13 protein-coding genes are annotated in these 17,756 nt (G+C 71.3%); 9 read left to right on the top strand and 4 right to left on the bottom strand.

What is annotated here, in order from left to right; genetic code table 11:
• Positions 1-127: 127 nt before the first annotated feature.
• Positions 128-3,712: a sodium/proline symporter PutP gene (putP, locus tag FB157_RS07480; protein WP_145877227.1), complete on the top strand. Its 3,585-nt coding sequence runs from the start codon at positions 128-130 to the stop codon at positions 3,710-3,712.
• A gap of 182 nt (positions 3,713-3,894) precedes the next feature.
• On the opposite strand, the gene FB157_RS07475 is transcribed toward putP, so the two are convergent.
• Positions 3,895-4,608 carry a DUF2993 domain-containing protein gene (locus tag FB157_RS07475; RefSeq protein WP_145877226.1) on the bottom strand — a complete coding sequence of 238 codons (714 nt, stop codon included), beginning with the start codon at positions 4,606-4,608 and terminating at the stop codon, positions 3,895-3,897.
• A gap of 301 nt (positions 4,609-4,909) precedes the next feature.
• Here FB157_RS07475 and FB157_RS07470 point away from each other — a divergent pair, with 301 nt between their 5' ends.
• The gene (locus FB157_RS07470; RefSeq protein ID WP_145877224.1) at positions 4,910-5,503 is read left to right on the top strand and encodes a hypothetical protein; all 594 of its coding nucleotides are present in this window, start codon (positions 4,910-4,912) and stop codon (positions 5,501-5,503) included.
• 113 nt (positions 5,504-5,616) lie between these two features.
• Here the strand turns inward: FB157_RS07470 and FB157_RS07465 are convergent, their stop codons facing one another.
• Positions 5,617-6,054 (bottom strand): glutaredoxin domain-containing protein, encoded by a 438-nt coding sequence (locus tag FB157_RS07465; RefSeq protein WP_145877223.1) that lies wholly within the window; start codon positions 6,052-6,054, stop codon positions 5,617-5,619.
• 272 nt (positions 6,055-6,326) lie between these two features.
• Between FB157_RS07465 and panD the strand changes: the two genes are divergently transcribed.
• Together panD and FB157_RS07455 are read left to right on the top strand one after the other, a co-directional pair.
• Positions 6,327-6,746, top strand: coding sequence for an aspartate 1-decarboxylase (gene panD, locus FB157_RS07460; protein WP_145877221.1), 420 nt, complete (start codon positions 6,327-6,329; stop codon positions 6,744-6,746).
• Between the two features lie 31 nt (positions 6,747-6,777).
• The gene (locus tag FB157_RS07455) at positions 6,778-7,122 is read left to right on the top strand and encodes a GNAT family N-acetyltransferase (protein ID WP_145877219.1); all 345 of its coding nucleotides are present in this window, start codon (positions 6,778-6,780) and stop codon (positions 7,120-7,122) included.
• Positions 7,123-7,659: 537 nt separating this feature from the next.
• Here the strand turns inward: FB157_RS07455 and gndA are convergent.
• Positions 7,660-9,099: an NADP-dependent phosphogluconate dehydrogenase gene (gene gndA / locus FB157_RS07450; protein ID WP_145877218.1), complete on the bottom strand. Its 1,440-nt coding sequence runs from the start codon at positions 9,097-9,099 to the stop codon at positions 7,660-7,662.
• A gap of 282 nt (positions 9,100-9,381) precedes the next feature.
• Here gndA and FB157_RS07445 point away from each other — a divergent pair, with 282 nt between their 5' ends.
• On the top strand, positions 9,382-10,548 hold the full coding sequence (locus FB157_RS07445) for a transglycosylase family protein (RefSeq protein ID WP_145877216.1): 1,167 nt from the start codon (positions 9,382-9,384) through the stop codon (positions 10,546-10,548).
• Here the strand turns inward: FB157_RS07445 and FB157_RS07440 are convergent.
• The gene (locus FB157_RS07440; protein ID WP_186581390.1) at positions 10,538-11,716 is read right to left on the bottom strand and encodes a DMT family transporter; all 1,179 of its coding nucleotides are present in this window, start codon (positions 11,714-11,716) and stop codon (positions 10,538-10,540) included. The two genes, FB157_RS07445 and FB157_RS07440, sit on opposite strands and share 11 nt — an antisense overlap.
• A 229-nt stretch (positions 11,717-11,945) precedes the next feature.
• Between FB157_RS07440 and FB157_RS07435 the strand changes: the two genes are divergently transcribed.
• The 4 genes from FB157_RS07435 (at position 11,946) to FB157_RS07420 (ending at position 17,679) form a co-directional block, all read left to right on the top strand.
• Entirely contained in the window at positions 11,946-12,701 is a 756-nt protein-coding gene (locus tag FB157_RS07435) for a (2Fe-2S)-binding protein (RefSeq protein ID WP_145877881.1), read from the top strand.
• 40 nt (positions 12,702-12,741) lie between these two features.
• Positions 12,742-13,893, top strand: coding sequence for a glycogen synthase (gene glgA, locus FB157_RS07430; protein WP_145877214.1), 1,152 nt, complete (start codon positions 12,742-12,744; stop codon positions 13,891-13,893).
• Between the two features lie 50 nt (positions 13,894-13,943).
• Positions 13,944-15,200 (top strand): glucose-1-phosphate adenylyltransferase, encoded by a 1,257-nt coding sequence (gene glgC, locus FB157_RS07425; protein WP_145877212.1) that lies wholly within the window; start codon positions 13,944-13,946, stop codon positions 15,198-15,200.
• Between the two features lie 157 nt (positions 15,201-15,357).
• The gene (locus FB157_RS07420; protein ID WP_145877211.1) at positions 15,358-17,679 is read left to right on the top strand and encodes a GH92 family glycosyl hydrolase; all 2,322 of its coding nucleotides are present in this window, start codon (positions 15,358-15,360) and stop codon (positions 17,677-17,679) included.
• Positions 17,680-17,756: the final 77 nt, after the last annotated feature.

Genomic DNA, 17,756 nt, shown 5'->3' with positions numbered 1-17,756 from the left:
CCGGCACCGGCGCGGGCGGCAGCGGCCGCCGACGGCGTCCGGAATCTGTACATTTGTGTAGTAGGGATCACGGCTGTCAGTCGTGCGGTTGTAGACCCGTGCTCATGAACCTCGCAGGCGAGGCAGTATGTCCGACTTGAGTGCGCCGATCGTGGCCACGTTCCTCGTGTACGTGGCCGTCATGATCGGAACGGGTGTCTGGGCCTACCGCCGTACGCGCACCTTCGCCGACTTCGCCCTGGGCGGCCGCAGGCTCCCCGCGTTCGTCGCCGCCCTGTCCGCAGGGGCCAGCGACATGTCCGGCTGGCTGTTCCTCGCCTTCCCCGGAGCGGTGTACGCGGCCGGTGTCGGCGCAAGCTGGATCGCGGTCGGTCTGGTGCTCGGTACGTACCTCAACTGGCTGTTCGTCGCGCCGAGGCTGCGCACCTACACCGAGCGCGCGGGGAACGCGGTGAGCCTGTCGGCCTACCTGGAGGAGCGGTTCGAGGACCGCACACGGATGCTCCGGATGGTCTCGGCGGTGGTGACCCTCGTGTTCTTCACCGTGTACGTCGCCAGTGGACTGGTGGCCGGCGGGCTGCTTTTCGGGCACATCTTCGGCGCCGGTTTCCGGCTCGGGGTGGCCCTGACCGCCCTGGTGATCGTCGTCTACTCATGCCTGGGCGGCTTCCTGGCCGTGAGCCTGACCCACGTCATGCAGGCCACGCTGATGTTCCTCGCCCTGCTCGTCCTCCCCGTCGTGGGTATCGCGTCGCTCGGCGGCTTCGGTGCGCTGCGTGACTCCCTCGACAGCAGGACACCCAGCCTGCTGGACATGGGCGCCAAAGTCGACTTCGTGAACGGACACTGGTCGGGAGGCGGCGGGTCGCTCGGCGCAGTGTCGATCATCTCGTTGCTCTCGTGGGGCCTCGGCTATTTCGGGCAGCCGCACATCCTGGCCCGCTTCATGGGCATCCGCAGCACCAGTGCCGTGCCCTCGGCCCGTCGTATCGAGACCGGGTGGGTGGTCGTGGTGCTGGCCGGTGCCACAGTGGTCGGCCTGCTGGGCATCGCGCAGTTCGGCACACCGCTCCATGACCCGCAGACGGTGTACATCACTCTGAGCCGGACCCTGTTCAGTCCGTGGGGCGCGGGCGTGATGCTGATCGCGGTGCTCGCCGCGATCATCTCGACCGCGGACAGCCAGCTCCTCGTGTCGTCCGTCGCCCTCACGGAGGACTTCTACCACGCGTTCCTCAAGCGGCGCGCCTCGGACGAGGTACTGGTGTGGGTGGGGCGTTCCGCCGTCGTCGCCGTGACCCTCGTGGCCTCCGTGATCGCGCTGAGAGGCGGCGGGCTGCTGGGGATCGTGGGCTACGCCTGGGCGGGCATCGGGGCCGCTTTCGGCCCCGTGGTCCTGCTCTCGCTGTACTGGCCGCGCATGACCTGGGCGGGGGCCATGGCCGGGATCGTGTCCGGCGCGGTCACGGTGCTCCTGTGGCGTGTGGTCAAGCCGCTGCACGGCCCCTTCTGGTCGGGCATCTACGAGATGATCCCGGGCGTCCTGGTCGCCACGCTCGCGGCACTGATCTTCGGCAGGTTCGTCGGCCGGCCTCCGAAACGGGCCTTCTGGCGGATGCCGGGCGGCGGGGTGAGCCAGCTGATGCTGACCCCCTTCCTCAGCCACGCGCCGGTCGGCATCGCCGTTCTCGACACGGATCTGCGGTACGTCTGGGTGAACGAGCCGCTGGACCGCCAGATCTCGCTGAAGCGGCGGCTGGGGCGGCGGATGGCGGAGGTATTGCCGCAAGCCGAGGCCGACGCCTTCGAGGAGAAGATGCGCGAGGTTCTTCGGACCGGCGCGCCGGTGATGGACTTCGAGTACCGCGGCGCCGGCTACACGGTGCACGACCGAAGCCGGGCGATCTCCGCCTCTTTCTTCGCGATGAAGGACCGCCACGACCGGAATGTCGGTGTCTGGTACATGATCATCGATGTCACTGAGCGGTGGCGGGCGCAGGAGCGCCTGGCCCTGCTCAATGACGCCGCTGCCCGCATCGGCAGCACCCTGGACGTCACGCGGACCGCGCAGGAACTGGCCGACGACGCGGTGCCGGCCGTCGCGGACTTCGTCGCCGTCGACCTGCTGGACTCGGTCACGAGGGGCGAGGAGCCGGCCCCCGGGCCGGTCGGTACGTCACCCGTCATCCGCCGTGCGGCCCAGCGGTCGGTCCGTGAGGGATGCCCCGAGGCGTCCCTTGCCGTGGGGGAAACAGTCCGACGTGCGCCCGCGTCGCCCGTGACCCGCTGTCTGCTGGAGAGCAGGGCCCTGGTCGAACGGGTCCTTGACCGCACCAACAGTCCGTGGGTGACGGTGGACGAAACGCTGGGCGCCTCGTTCCTGGACTACGACTTCCGCTCGGTGATGGTGGTGCCCGTGCGGGCGCGCGGCGTCACCCTGGGGGTGGCGACGTTCGCCCGGTCGCGGCGGCTGGGCCCCTTCGAGGACGACGACGTCCGCCTTGCCGAGGAACTCGTCTCCCGAGCTGCGGTGTGCATCGACAACGCCCGCCGTTTCACCCGCGAGCGCACCGCGGCCCGCTCCATGCAGCGCTACCTGCTGCCGCAGGACCTGACGGGAGGGTCCGCTCTCGCGGTGGCGTCGTGGTACCTGCCGGCGGATGCCCCCAGTGGTGTGGGCGGCGACTGGTTCGACGTGATCCCGCTCTCCGGAGCCCGTGTCGCCCTGGTCGTCGGGGACGTGGCCGGGCACGGCATCAACGCGGCGGCGACCATGGGGCGCCTGCGCGTCGCGGTGCGCACGCTCGCCAACCTCGACCTGTCTCCGGACGAACTGCTGGCCCATCTGGACGACCTGGTCATCGGCCTCATGGGGGCCCACGACATCGATGCTCCGTTGGCGGCCGAGGGCGAGGCGACGGGCACCGCATTCCTGGGCGCCACCTGCCTGTACGCCGTCTACGACCCGGTCAGCAGGCTGTGCACCATGGCCCGAGCAGGTCACCTCCCCCCGATGATCGTCGCTCCCGACGGCGCCGCTGAGATTCTGGACCTGCCCGCCGGACCACCACTCGGCCTCGGCTACCTCCCCTTCGAGGCCATCGAGACCGAACTGGAAGACGGCAGCCTTCTCGCCCTCTACACCGACGGCCTCATCGAGTCCGTCGACCGGGACATCGACGTCGGGCTCTCCCGGCTGGGCGATGCCCTCGAGGCCCCCCTGCCCACCCTGGCGGAGACCGGCGAACGAGTGATCGACAGCCTGCTGACGGGTCCGCCTGCCGACGACGCGGCCCTGCTCCTCGCCCGGACCCGTGTCCTGGCCCCGGACCGCGTCGCCTCCTGGGACCTGCCCAGCGATCCGGCTGCCGTCGCACACGCCCGCGACCTCGCGGCTCGGAAGCTGGCGGAGTGGGGCATCCCCGATCTCACGTTCACCACGGAACTCATCGTCAGTGAACTGGTGACCAACGCGATCCGTCATGCGGCCGGACCGGTCTGCCTGCGCTTGATCCGGGACCGCGGCCTGATCTGCGAGGTCTCCGACTCCAGCAGCACCGCGCCTCGGCTCCGTCACGCGCGGACCACCGACGAGGGGGGACGGGGCCTGCTGATCGTCGCCCAGATGGCCCGCCGGTGGGGCACTCGTTACACGAAGACCGGCAAGATCATCTGGACGGAGCAGGTCATTGCGGCTGACGCGATCGGCTAGCCCCGGCGTGGGCGTATGCCCGCAGGCTGTGGCGATCACCGGGAGCCGGCGCATGTGGCTGTCGTCCTGGTGGAATTGGCCCGTGCCGCCGTCTCTCTACGGCACCCTCGCCCTTGGATCGCGAGACCCGAGCTGCGGCGTCGTGGCGGGTCGGCCGAACAGGGCCGAGGAGCAGAGTCGGCTCACCCGGTGAAGCGTGAGGAGCCGAGGTTCACCAGGTGACCGACCATGCTGATCTGCACACCGTCCGAAGTGGCGCGCGCCGCGGTGAAGCCGACGTTCTCGGGAAGCTGGACCCGCCAGGTCGCCGTCGGCTGTTCGGCCCCGGGGAGGCTGAGGGAGATTTCATTTCCCTGGGCGAGCAGCGTGCCCGTGCTGTTCAGCTCGCGGCCGCCGACGACGCCCGTGATCCTCACCCGAGCGGCCTGCCCCGCCGAACCCGCGGCCCGGGAGATGCGGATGGGGCCGCCGCTGCCCGCCAGCCGTGTGACCACGCCGGACAGTGCCTCGTACGAGAGCGTCAAGGCGCCCGTGGCGAGGTTCGCCTCGGCACTGTGCGCGGTCAGGGAGGTCACCTGCACGCCGTGCAGGTCGAGCTGGAGCTGCTTGACGGGCAGGTAGCCGCCCTGGGCATTGTTCGTGGTGTCGATGGTGAACTGTTCTGCGTTCAGGCTGACGTGGTCGAAGTTCTGGCCGAACGCCTGGGTCAGGAAGGGAAAGCCCTCGATGGACACGTCGAGGTACCCGTCAGTGGTGTTCTGGTAGCCGTACTTCTCTGCGGCGAGGTGGGTGGCCTCCTCGTCGGCGTAGTGCACGGCCACCCGGTCCGCGACGGTGAGGAGAACAGCCGGCACCACCACTGTGATCGCGACGACCTTGACCCAGCGATGCCTCATAGGAGCCCCCTGTTGCACCGGCCACGGCCGTGCATGATCAGTCCGGGAACCGATCATGCACGGTCGGCGGTTCGGGCACCAGCCTCGCGGAGAGGGGCGACGGGTCCACGGCATCCGACCCACTCGGCGGACGACCCCCACGGGCGACCGGGGTAAGAGTGACCCGGTGCTCTTCACCGCGGAGATGGGCAGCGCGCAGCGACAACCGCTGCCGAGGTCTTTTGATCAGCGGCCGGCTTCCTTACGGTTCCGGACAACACCACGCAAGGGCGCTGGTGCTCGTAAGGGGGGGTGTCCGTCCATGGCGATGAGGTGGGGACGGCGCGGGACGCTCCGCAGGAGGCTGTGGCGGTGGCGGCGGAGTCCGCTGCGGCGGACCAGCGATCTGATCGAGGCGTGGCTGCTGCTCGTCGCTTGGGGCGCGGGCGTGCTGGGTGGCGCGACCGCGGGCACGGTGGCCGCAGTGGCCGCCGACCAGGGCTTCGAGGAGGACCGCTCCAGCCGCCGACAGGTCGTGGCGGTCCTCCTGGAGCGCGCCGGGGAATCGGCGCCCACGCACGCGGACGTGACCACCAACGCCGGCGCGACGGTCCGTTGGACGACGCCGGACGGCCGGACGCGCACCGGCCGGGCCGCGGTGCCCGCGCACACCCCTGTGGGGACACACGTGCGGCTGTGGACCAGCTCCCGGGGGGACCTGGTCTCCCAGCCTCCGGGCCGATCCGACGCGGTGCTGAGGTCCTCTCTCACCGGCGCGGGCGCGGTCATGGCCGCGGGAGGCGCGGTCTGGGGCTCTGCACGAGCCGTACGCGCTCTTCTGGACCGGCACCGGACGAGGCAGTGGGCGCTGGAGTGGGAACGCGCCGACACCCAGCGGGGTGGCGCGTCGGCTTGATCCGCCGGCCCCGGTGAGCCCGGCCCCGGTTCAGCCCGGTTCGGAAGGGCCACATGGCGAAGAGCGGCATCGACGGATGACATGCCAGGCGAGCTGCGGTTCGGATGATCCGGTCAGGGGGCGGTGGAGAGCTGTTCGCGCACCCATGCGGGATCGGGGTTGGTGTGGGGCCGGCCTCCCACTACGACGGTCGGCACGGTCTCGTTGCCGTCGTTGGCTGCCCGCACCGCTGCCGCCCCGGCCGGGTCCCGCCAGATGTCGACCCAGTGCAACCGGTGAGCGGTGAGGCCCAACCGCATGCGTAGCCGCAGGCAGTACGTGCAGCCCGGCCGCCAGTAGACGACCGGCCGACCGTCGACCGCGCTGCGGCGTTGCGCCTCCACCGCACCGATCGACCTCGGAAAGATCAGGGGAGAGTTCACGAAGGCGAGCACCACGAACACCAGCAGGAATGCCAAGGCTGAGCCGGGTTCCTTCCTGAGGACCAGACCGGTCGCAACGGCTGAGCCGCCCAGCACGAGCATCAGGGGCAGGAACCAAGTGCGCGTCATGGTGACGCAGGCTATCGCTGCGCAAGAGGCTGATCGAACTGGGCTCGCGCCCTTGGGCGTTCAGACCAGTGATCGTCGAACGTTTCGGGGGCGATCGCACGTCACACGTCTGCCCATGGGACTGGCGCGCCGTCAGGAAAGTCGGCAACAGGTCGGTGTGAGTCCTCGAACACCTGGCGACAGCTGACCGCACATGCGAAACGTTGTAGCCTCCGGGTATCGCCCTTGACCTGCAGAAGCGGGCAGGGAGCAGACGAATCGGGAGTGTCTTCGTGCTTCGTACCATGTTCAAGTCCAAGATCCACCGCGCCACCGTCACCCAGGCCGACCTGCACTACGTGGGATCGGTGACCATCGACGCCGACCTCCTCGACGCCGCCGACCTGCTGCCCGGCGAACTGGTCCACATCGTCGACATCACCAACGGCGCCCGCCTGGAGACGTACGTCATCGAAGGCGAGCGCGGCTCGGGAGTCATCGGGATCAACGGCGCGGCCGCCCACCTGGTCCGTCCCGGCGACCTGGTGATCATCATCAGTTACGCTCAGGTCACCGACGCCGAGGCGCGGGAGCTGAAGCCGAAGGTCGTGCACGTCGACGGCGGCAACCGGATCGTGTCCCTCGGCGCCGACCCGTCCGAGCCGGTGCCCGGCTCGGACCAGGAGCGCAGCCCGCAGGCCGTCTCGGCCTGAGCGGCGGACCAGACCAGGAGCGTGCGTGACCATGAGTGACATCGAGATCCGTGACGACCGTGCGGCGGGCCGCCTGGAGGCCGTCGGTGACGGCGAAGTCGTCGGCCATATCGAGTACTTCGTCCTCGAGTCGCCCGCGCGCGCCCTGGTCCCGGTCCACACCATCGTGGAGCCGGCCCACGAGGGCAAGGGCATCGCGGGCTCGCTGGCCCGTGAGCTGTACGCGGTGTCCGAGCGTGAGGGCATCCCGGTCGCCCCGCTGTGCCCGTACGTCGTGAAGTGGGCCGAGCGGCACCCGGACGTGGCACCGGCCGCCGACCCGGAGCTGCTGGAGGCCGCGAAGGACTGGCTGCGGGCCCACCCCGGACGCTTCTGAGCACAGCAGCAGCACAGCAGCAGAGCAGCACACCGATGCCGTCCGGCCGTCCGGCCCCCCCGGGGCCGGCGCTGTCGGGTGAGTGGCCGGGCGGGCCCCGGGTACGCGGGGAGTAAGTCCAGGCGACGCCAGCGACTGCTCGGAGGCCCCCGATGACGAGCCCGTACCCCGACCCAGCGTCCCCGGGACCACCACCGGCCCCGGGCCCCACCCCACCGGACCCTTACCCGTCCCCGGTCCCACCTCCGGAACCGGGCCCGGCTCCGGATCCCGTACCACCGCCGGTGCCCACCCCGCCACCGGCCCCGGGCCCTCCGGAACCCTCGCCGTCCCCGATCCCCCCTGGCCCGGAACCCGAACCGAGCCCGGAGCCGGGTCCGCCTCTCACCTGAAAATCCCGGTTCACCCGAAAATCCCGGTCAGGGCCGGCGCGCCGAAGGGGCGCGGGGATCCGCGCGACCGGCCACGGAACACCCGCACCCGCGGCCCGACCGCACCCCGCACCCCCACCAGGCGCCCGTAGCACCCTTGGCGGTCCTAAGCGGAAACCTCACTCCGGTCCCCGCCCCACAGCGTGTGGAACGACCCCTCCTGGTCCACCCGCCGGTACGTGTGCGCCCCGAAGAAGTCCCGCTGCCCCTGCGTCAGAGCCGCCGGCAGGCGTTCCGCGCGCAGCGCGTCGTAGTACGCCAGCGCCGCCGCGAAACCGGGCGTCGGCACCCCCTGCCGGGTCGCCGCGATCAGCACCTCGCGCCAGTCGTCCTGCGCCGCGGCGATCTCCTGCGCGAAGGTGTCGTCGGACAGCAGACTGGGCAGATCGGCCCGGGCGTCGTACGCGGCACGGATGCGGTCCAGGAAGGCCGCCCGGATGATGCACCCGCCGCGCCAGATCGAGGAGACCGCGCCCAGGTCGATGTCCCAGTCGTACTCCTCGCTGCCCGCGGCGATCTCGTGGAAGCCCTGCGTGTACGACACGATCTTCGAGGCGTACAGCGCCTGCTCCACCCGGTCGGCGAACGCGGCCGCCTCCGACTCGCTCAGCGGCGAGGGCTTCGGCCCGGCCAGGCCCTGCGAAGCGTCCCGCAGCGCCGCGTGACCCGACAGCGACCGGGCGAACACGGCCTCGGCGATGCCGGACACCGGCACGCCCAGGTCCAGCGCGATCTGCACCGTCCAGCGGCCGGTGCCCTTCTGCTCGGCCTGGTCGACCACCACGTCCACGAACGGCTTGCCGGTCGCCGCGTCCACGTGGGACAGCACCTCGGCGGTGATCTCGATCAGGTAGGAGTCCAGGCGGCCCGTGTTCCAGGTGCGGAAGATGTCCGCGATCTGCGCGGGGGAGTACCCGGCGACGTCCCGCAGCAACTGGTAGGCCTCGCCGATCAGCTGCATGTCGGCGTACTCGATGCCGTTGTGGACCATCTTCACGAAGTGACCGGCGCCGTCGGGGCCCACGTGCGTGACACACGGCGCGCCGTCGGCCGCCTTGGCGGAGATCTTCTCCAGCATCGGGCCGAGCGAGTCGTAGGACTCCTTCGGGCCGCCCGGCATGATGCTCGGCCCGTGCAGCGCGCCCTCCTCGCCGCCGGAAACGCCCATGCCGACGAAGTGGATGCCCTGCTCGCGCAGTGCCTTCTCGCGGCGGCGGGTGTCCGCGAAGTGCGCGTTGCCCCCGTCGATGATCATGTCGCCGGGCTCCAGGAGCGGGGCGAACTCCTCGATCACCGCGTCCGTCGGACCGCCCGCCTTGACCATGATGACCAGTCGGCGCGGGCGCTCCAGGGCCGCCACGAAGTCCTTGGCGGTCTCGGCCGCGATGAAGTCGCCCTCGTGCCCGAACTCCTCCACCAGCTCCTGCGTCCGCGACACCGTACGGTTGTGCACGGCGACCGTGTAGCCGTTGCGCGCGAAGTTCCGGGCGAGGTTGCGGCCCATGACCGCGAGGCCCGTGACGCCGATCTGCGCTGAACTGCTCATACCGCCTGCTCCCTAACTGCCTCGTGACTACGGCTCCGTCAGTACGGGCCCTCGCCCATCCTGACGTGCCGCTACGGCGAGCGCACATCCGACCCGCCACGCATGTTTACGCGCGGAAGGCGCCCGTCTCCTCAGTGTCGTCGCCGCTCGCGGCCGATCTCGTCAAGGAAGGCCCGTTCCCGGCCACTTGGGAGCAGCATGCGGCTGATTTTCCGTCTTGTCATGGCCTGTTCGCGGCGCTTACTTTTGCCGCTCCTGACGCATGCCGAGGGGATTTCGGACATGGCCGTACGCGGCCGGCATCGCCGGTACCAGCCGAACAGGATCAACCGCGCCTCACTCACCGTCACGGCGGGCGGCGCCGGTCTCGCCATCCCGCTGGTCGCCGCGGGTACCGCCGACGCGGCCGACGCGTCCACCTGGAACAAGGTCGCCGCCTGCGAGTCCAGCGGCAACTGGAGCATCAACACCGGCAACGGTTACTACGGCGGGCTGCAGTTCACCGTGTCGACCTGGGAGGCCTACGGCGGCACCCGGTACGCGCCGCGCGCCGACCTCGCCACCAGGGACCAGCAGATCGCCGTCGCCGAGAAGGTCCTGGACGGACAGGGACCCGGCGCCTGGCCGGTGTGCTCCGTACGGGCCGGGCTGACCCGGGGCGGCCACGCGCCCGAGCTCCACCCGGACGGTGCCGCGACCCGCCCGGCGAAGACCGGCAGGGCCGGCTCCGTGCCGGACGTGCAGCCGCAGACGACCCCGCAGTCCCGGGCCGGCAAGGCCGAGATGTACACGGTGGTGCACGGCGACACGCTCTCCGGCATCGCCGGCGAGCACCATGTCCAGGGCGGCTGGCGCGGGCTGTACGCGGGCAACCGCGCCGCCATAGGGCCCGACCCCGACCTGATCCTGCCGGGCCAGCGGCTCAGCCTGCGCGGCACCGCCTCCCCGGCACCCGACACGCACACCGACGGCAAGTCCAAGTCCCCGAAGCGGAAAGCCCCTTCGGAGAAGAAGACCCACCAGCGCCCGGGCCACGGCACCGGCCACTCCCTCGTCGCCCCGGTGCACGCCGCCATCGGCACCAGCTACCGCGTGGCCGGGTCGCACTGGTCGAAGGGCTACCACACCGGCGTCGACTTCCTGGTGCCGACCGGCACCTCCGTCCACGCGGCCGCGGCCGGACACGTGGTCTCCGCGGGCTGGGGCGGCTCCTACGGCTACCAGGTGGTGATCCGGCACGCCGACGGGCGCTACACCCAGTACGCCCACCTGTCCGCCATCTCCGTGCGAGCCGGGCAGAGCGTGTCCGCGGACCAGCGCATCGGCCGGTCCGGGTCGACCGGGAACGTCACGGGCCCGCATCTGCACTTCGAGGTGCGGACGGGGCCCGGCTTCGGCTCGGACATCGACCCGGTCGCCTATCTCCGGGCCGGTGGCGTCAGGATCTGACCCGCGGACGGTGCAGGCTCATGTCGGGCGCGGGCACAGGGAAGCCGGCGGACAGCGGGAGGTACGCGGCGGGGAGGGCGTAGACGGCCGGTATGCCGCCCTCGCGGCCGTCGTCCGGAGCCGCCACCAGCACGTCCTCGAGGGCTCCTAGGTCCGGGAGAGCGGGCACGTCCGCCGGGGGCGAGCTGCCGGGAACGCGCAGGTCCTCCGCGGCAGGATCGCCCACGTCCTCCCCCGCGTGCGCCGCCCGTGCCGCCGACCGGGACCGCTGCCGGGGCACGCTCCCGAGCATCTCCGCGGCGTCGGCCCCCGGCTCGGTGACCGGATCCGCCGCAGGGGCGGTCTCGAGCCGTTCCGTCGTCAGCAGGATGAGACCACCCGCGGCCACCACGCCGCAGCCCAGGGCGAGCACGGTGCCCGTGGAGGCGTAGCGGAACGTCTCGCCGAACATCATGATGCCGACCGCGGCGGCCAGCACCGGGTTGACCACCGTCAGCGTGGCCAGCGGCGCGGCGAGGCCGCCGCCCCGGTAGGAGGCCTGGGAGAGCAGGATGCCGACGGTCGCGAACGCCCCGATCACCGCGAGGGAGGGCAGGTCACCGAGGCTGATCCCGCTGTCCCAGTCGACCGCCACGGTCTTGGTGAACACGGACGACATGCCGAAGGCTGTGCCGGAGCCGGTGGCCAGCAGCACGCTGCGCACGGCCGGGTGCCGGTGCACGGCCCGGCCCGCGATCATCAGCGCCACGACCGCTCCGCCGGTGACCAGCGCGGCGGCCGTCCGCTGGGCGGCGTCGAGGGAGTGCGCGTCGGACGTGCCGACCAGGGACAGCAGGCCCGCGAGACCCACCGTGGCCATGACGGCGCCGCGCCAGGCGGTCGCCCCGGCCCTGCGGGAGACGAAGAGCGCCGCCATGGGCAGCGCGAAGACGATGGTCAGCGCGCCCAGCGGCTGCACCAGGCTGAGCGGGCCGTAGGCCAGCGCCACGACGTGCAGCACGCCGCCGAGCCCGTTGAGTGTCAGCGCCGCCCACCAGCCGGCCCGGCGCAGCGGCAGGTACGAACCGTCGGGGGAGGACACCGCGACCTGCTCCTGCACGATCGCTCCGCCGGCATAGGCGACGGCGGAGACGAACGACAGGAGCACGGACAACGCCAGGGCGCTCATCTGCAGCTCCTCTGCGTGAGCCGGGACCCCCGGGTCCGGCACGGCGTACGGTCGGCTTCCATGGTCAACACTCTGCCCGCTCGGGTCCCTTCCCGTCGTCGTACCTGAGCACGCAATGAGTCCTACTACCGATGGAGTACGCCGACCGCGCGATCATCCCCAAGAGGGGTGACCACGGGTGGACACCCCAGGGTCCGCGCCACGAACAAGCCTGGTACTAGTGCTCCTCGTGGACCTCGACCCCGAACTCGCCGCCCTCCGCCCGCTCGGCGGCTTCTTCGTCCTGCGCACCGCCGCACCGGCGCCCGGCACGGCGTCCGCGCCCCTGCCGGCACTCGCGGAGACCTATGAAGCCGGGACATCGGATGTGGATGTCCGTCGGGATCAGCTGACAATCCGTGTCGAGACAGTGGGGCGGCGCCTGCGTACGGCCGAGCCGCGGGTCGCCGCCTCCATCAGCCAGCAGGGCCTCGCCGCCCGCCTCTGGTCCCCGGCCCTGGCCTGCGCGTCCCTGTACGGCCTGCTGCCCGACCTGGACCCGCGGCTGCTGCGCTGGGACGCCGCCGCCACCGCTCCGGACGACCTGTGGCTGACCGGGGTGCGCCCGCTGCCCGGGGACGCGGCGACGCTCGCGGACACCGTGCTGCACGGCCATCTCGAGCCCCTGGGGGAGACCCTGAGGTCCCGCTACGGTGTCGCGGCCGGACTGCTGTGGGGCAACGCCGCCTCGGCGCTCGCCGGAGCCGCCCGCGAACTGGACCGCTGGGCCCGGGCGAGGGGCCGTACCGAGGTGGCGGACCGGGCCCGAGACCTCACCGGTGAACTCTTCGCCCATCCCCTCCTGCGCACCGCCGGCACCCGCACCGGCACGGCCTTCCGCCGCCGCAGCTGCTGCCTGTACTACCGCGTCCCCGGCGGCGGAGTCTGCGGCGACTGCTGCTTCACCCGCCCGCCGCGCTCTTCCCCGGACGCCGCTTCTGGGTGACCATGAGAGGAACGTGCCGCCGTGGCAAGGGGGTTGTCGGGTGCGTGTGGGACTGCTGACCCGGGAGTACCCCCCGGACGTGTACGGCGGCGCAGGCGTCCATGTGGAGTTCCTCGCCCGCGAGTTGACCTCCCTGGTGGACCTGGAGGTGCACTGCTGGGGCGAGGGGCGCGGCGTCGGTGTCGTACGCCATCGCCCCTGGGCCGTTCTCGACGGCTCCAACGACGCACTGCGCACCTTCTCCGTGGACCTCTCCATCGCCGCCGCCCTCGAAGGCCGCGAGCTCGTCCACTCCCACACCTGGTACGCCAATCTCGCCGGCCACTTCGCCAAGCTCCTCCACGGCATCCCGCACGTGATGACCGCCCACTCGCTGGAGCCCCTGCGTCCCTGGAAGGCCGAGCAACTGGGAGGCGGGTACGCCCTTTCGAGCTGGGCCGAGCGCACCGTGGTCGAGGCCGCGGACGCGGTGATCGCCGTGTCGGGGGCCATGCGGGAGGACATCCTCGCCTGCTATCCGGCGCTGGACCCGGCGAAGGTCCACGTCGTGCACAACGGCATCGACACGACGCTCTACCGGCCGAACCGGGGCACCGACGCACTCGCCCGCACCGGCCTCGACCCCGCACGCCCGTACGTCCTGTTCGTGGGCCGGATCACCCGCCAGAAGGGCGTACCCCATCTGCTGCGCGCGGTACGGGACATCGACCCGCGCGCGCAGGTCGTGCTGTGCGCGGGAGCGCCCGACACCCAGGAGATCGACCGCGAGTTCCGGGAGCTGTACGAGGAGCTGAGCCGGGTCCGCGAGGGCGTGTTCTGGATCCCGCAGATGCTGCCGCGCGCGGATGTGATCCAACTCCTCACGCACGCCGCCGTGTTCGTCTGCCCTTCGGTGTACGAGCCGCTGGGCATCGTCAACCTGGAGGCCATGGCGTGCGGCACGCCCGTGGTGGCCTCGCGGGTCGGCGGTATCCCCGAGGTCGTCGAGGACGGCAGGACGGGTCTCCTCGTCGACGTGGACGACGACTTCGAGGCGGGCCTCGCGCGGGCACTGGACGCCGTCCTCGGCGACCGGGAGACGGCCCGGCGGATGGGCGAGGCCGGACGGGAGCGCGCGGTGGGCGAGTTCGGCTGGGACGCGGTGGCCCGGCGCACCGCCGGGCTGTACGAGGAGATCCTCAAGCAGGCGTAGTCCGGTCTGCTCGGGGCAACCACGGTTCAACCAGGGTGAGGGGAGCGGCCATGCGTCGATGGGGGTACCCCCGCTCGAGCGATGCCGAGAGCGGGGGAGGAGCTTCGGTTCTCGGAATCGTTCTGGCGGGCGGAGAGGGCAAGCGGCTGATGCCGCTCACCGCGGACCGCGCCAAACCGGCCGTCACCTTCGGCGGCACCTACCGGCTCGTCGACTTCGTCCTGTCCAACCTCGTCAACGCCGACGTGCTGCGCATCTGCGTGCTGACCCAGTACAAGTCCCACTCCCTGGACCGGCACATCACCACCACCTGGCGGATGTCCAGCCTGCTCGGCAACTACGTCACCCCGGTCCCGGCCCAGCAGCGCCTCGGCCCGCGCTGGTACCTGGGCAGCGCCGACGCGATCCTGCAGTCGCTGAACCTCGTGTACGACGAACAGCCCGAGTACGTGGCGGTGTTCGGCGCCGACCACGTCTACCGCATGGACCCGCGGCAGATGCTGCAGCAGCACATCGAGGGAGGCGCGGGCGTGACGGTGGCCGGCATCCGGGTGCCGCGCTCGGAGTCCTCCTCCTTCGGGGTGATCACGCCGGGCTCGGACGGCATCGGTGTGGAGCGCTTCCTGGAGAAGCCCGCCGACCCGCCCGGGCTGGCCGACGACCCCGAGTGCGTGTTCGCCTCGATGGGCAACTACATCTTCTCCACCAAGGCCCTCATCGAGGCGCTGCAACGCGACGCCGAGGACAGCCAGTCGGTGCACGACATGGGCGGCTCGATCCTGCCCCAGCTCACCGGCCGTGGCGAGGCACAGCTGTACGACTTCAGCGCCAACCACGTGCCCGGGGAGACCAGCCGCGACCAGGGCTACTGGCGGGACGTGGGCACCCTGGACGCCTACTACGAGGCGCACATGGACCTGATCGCCGAGCGGCCCGCCTTCAACCTCTACAACCGCCAGTGGCCCGTCTACACCCACTCCAACCAGCTCTCCCCGGCCCGCTTCAACGCGGGCGGCATCGCGAGCGAGTCCATCATCAGCGCGGGCTGCCTGATCCGCGGTCAGGTCACCCGGTCCGTGCTGTCGCCGGGGGTCCGGGTCGACCCGGGCGCGGTGGTGCAGGGCTCGGTGCTGCACGACAACGTGCGCATCGGCCGGGGTGCGGTCGTCCGCGGTGCCGTCCTGGACAAGAACGTGGAGGTCCCGCCCGGCGCGACGATCGGCGTCAACCCGGAGCGGGACGCCGAGCTGTACACCGTCTCCAAGGGCGGGGTGATCGCCCTGGGAAAGGGACAGCGGGTCTCCTGAATCCCTGCTCCTCGACCTCCTGAGCCCTCGGCGGACGCACCGTCAGACGGCCGCCGTCCGCGACGCGTTTGTCATCACCCTCCCGGAATGCCGGGGTTCGCCTCGTTCGGCCTTCACGATGCAGGCAACGATGTCGAACCTTCGGAGGTCATCCGACATGAGAGGGACCCGGCGCACGCGGCTGTGCCTGGCTGGGGTGCTGGCAGCGTCCACGCTGATCGCCACCCCCGCCGCACAGGCCGCCGAGCGGACCGACGGCCACCTCGCCGACCTGGTCAACCCCTTCATCGGGAGCCAGAACGAGGGCAACACCTTTCCCGGCGCGGCCGTGCCCTTCGGCATGGTGCAGCTCTCCCCGGACACGGGGCACAGCACCGGCTACGACTACACGCAGAACACCGTCCGCGGCTTCTCGCTGGTCCACCTCTCGGGCGTCGGCTGCCGGATCGGCGGCGACCTGCCCGTGCTGCCCACCACGGGCGAGGTCACGCAGACGGACTACGCCAAGTACGCGGCGCGCTTCTCGCACACCGACGAGGAGGCGAGCCCCGGCTACTACCGTGTCGGCCTCGACTCCGGCATCCGCGCCGAGCTGACCGCGAGCAGGCGCACCGGAGTGCAGCGCTTCACCTTCCCGGCCACCGACAAGGCCAACGTCCTGCTGAACGCGGCCCAGTCGCTGCACAAGCCGGTCGGCAGCGCTGTCGAGATCCTCGACGACCGCACCGTACGCACCGAGATCACCGGTCACGGATTCTGCCGTGACACCGGCCCCTACACCGTGTACACGATCACCCGTTTCAGCCGGCCCTTCACCGCGTACGGCACCTGGAACGGCGCCACGGTCACCCCGGGCGCCCGGACCGGAGGCGGCGGCGCCTACGTCCGCTTCGACGCGACGAAGGACCGTACCGTCGAGGCGACCACCGCCCTGTCGTACGTGGACGCGCGCGGCGCCGCCGTCAACCTGCGCGCCGAGGGCGGCCGGTCCTTCGACGCCGTACGGGACCGGGCCCGCGAGGAGTGGGAGCGGCGGCTGGCCGCGGTCCGGGTCGAGGGCGGCGACCCGACCCTGCGCCGCACCTTCTACTCGTCGCTGTACCGCTCGTTCCTCGCGCCCAACATCGGCAGCGACGCGGACGGCCGCTACACCGGCTGGGACCGCCGGGTCCACCGGGCGGAACGGTTCACGTACTACCAGAACTGGTCGCTGTGGGACACCTACCGCACCCAGGCCCAGCTCCTCGCCCTGCTCGCGCCCCGCGAGGCGCGCGACATGGCCCTGTCGGTGGTGAAGGTCGACGAGGACGGCGGCTGGCTGCCGAAGTGGGGCTACGGCCCGGTCGAGACGAACACCATGAGCGGCGACCCCGTCACCCCGTTCCTCACCACCGCCTACCAGATGGGCCTGCTCAAGGGGTTCGAGGAACGCGCCTACCGGGCCCTGCGGAAGAATGCCGACGGGGTACCGCCCGCCGGCTACCCGGGGGTCGGCCGGGAGGCCAACGCCGAGTACATCGCACACGGGTTCGCGCCCTACGACAAGAGCCACCCGCTCGCGAAGATGGGCGACTCCGACTACCACCACGGCGCCTCCGTCACCCTGGAGTACGCCCTCGCCGACGCCGTGCTCGCCCAGATGGCCCGCGGCCTCGGCCACACCGAAGACGCGGCCCGCTACGCCGCCAGGGCGCAGAACTACCGGACCGTCTTCGACCCCTCCATCGGCTTCTTCCGTGCCCGCGACGCCTCCGGCGCCTTCACCGGCTCGGCCGATCCGGCCCGCGGCATCGGCTTCCACGAGGGCACGGCCTGGCAGTACCAGTGGCTCGTCCCGCAGGACCTGCCCGGCATGATCGGTCTCATCGGCGGCGACCGCGCGGCCAACGACCGCCTGGACTCCTTCTTCGCCTACGACCGGCTGCTGGCCGATCCCGGGAAGACCGCCCGCGAGGTGTGGGTGCACGGGGACGCGTACAACTACTACAACGCCGACAAGTACAACCCGATGAACGAGCCCGACCTCATCGCGCCCTACACCTATCTGGCCACCGGGCAGCCCTGGAAGACGACGGACGTCGTCCACGCGGCACTGACCCTCTTCACCGACGGACCCACGGGGATGACCGGCAACGACGACCTCGGCACCATGTCCGCCTGGAACGTGCTGTCCTCGATCGGGCTCTTCCCGATCCAGCCCGGTTACGACACCTGGGGCCTGTCCACCCCGGTCTTCGACCGCGTCGACCTCACCCTGAACCGCCGCTTCTGGCCCGGCGGCCGGCTCACGGTCACCGCGCCCGGCACGTCGGCGAGCGACCGCTACGTCCAGGGCGTCCGCGCCGACGGGACTCCGCACACACGGACCTATCTGACGACCGATGCGCTGCGCTCCACGCGCTCCCTGGCGTTCACGGTCGGCCCGCGCCCGTCCGAGTGGGGTACGTCACCCCAGGCAGCACCACCGGTGCTGAGGTGACCTCAGGAGTCTCCTGAGTCCCGCCCCTCTCACAGGGGCGGGACTTAATCTGCTGTTAACTGAGCGTAGCCTGATCG

The organism is Streptomyces sp. BK340, from assembly GCF_007827595.1.
In the GTDB taxonomy this organism is placed as follows: Bacteria; Actinomycetota; Actinomycetes; order Streptomycetales; family Streptomycetaceae; genus Streptomyces.
The sequence above is the reverse complement of the archived record's forward strand: the minus strand, read 5'-3'. Positions and strand labels throughout refer to the sequence as shown.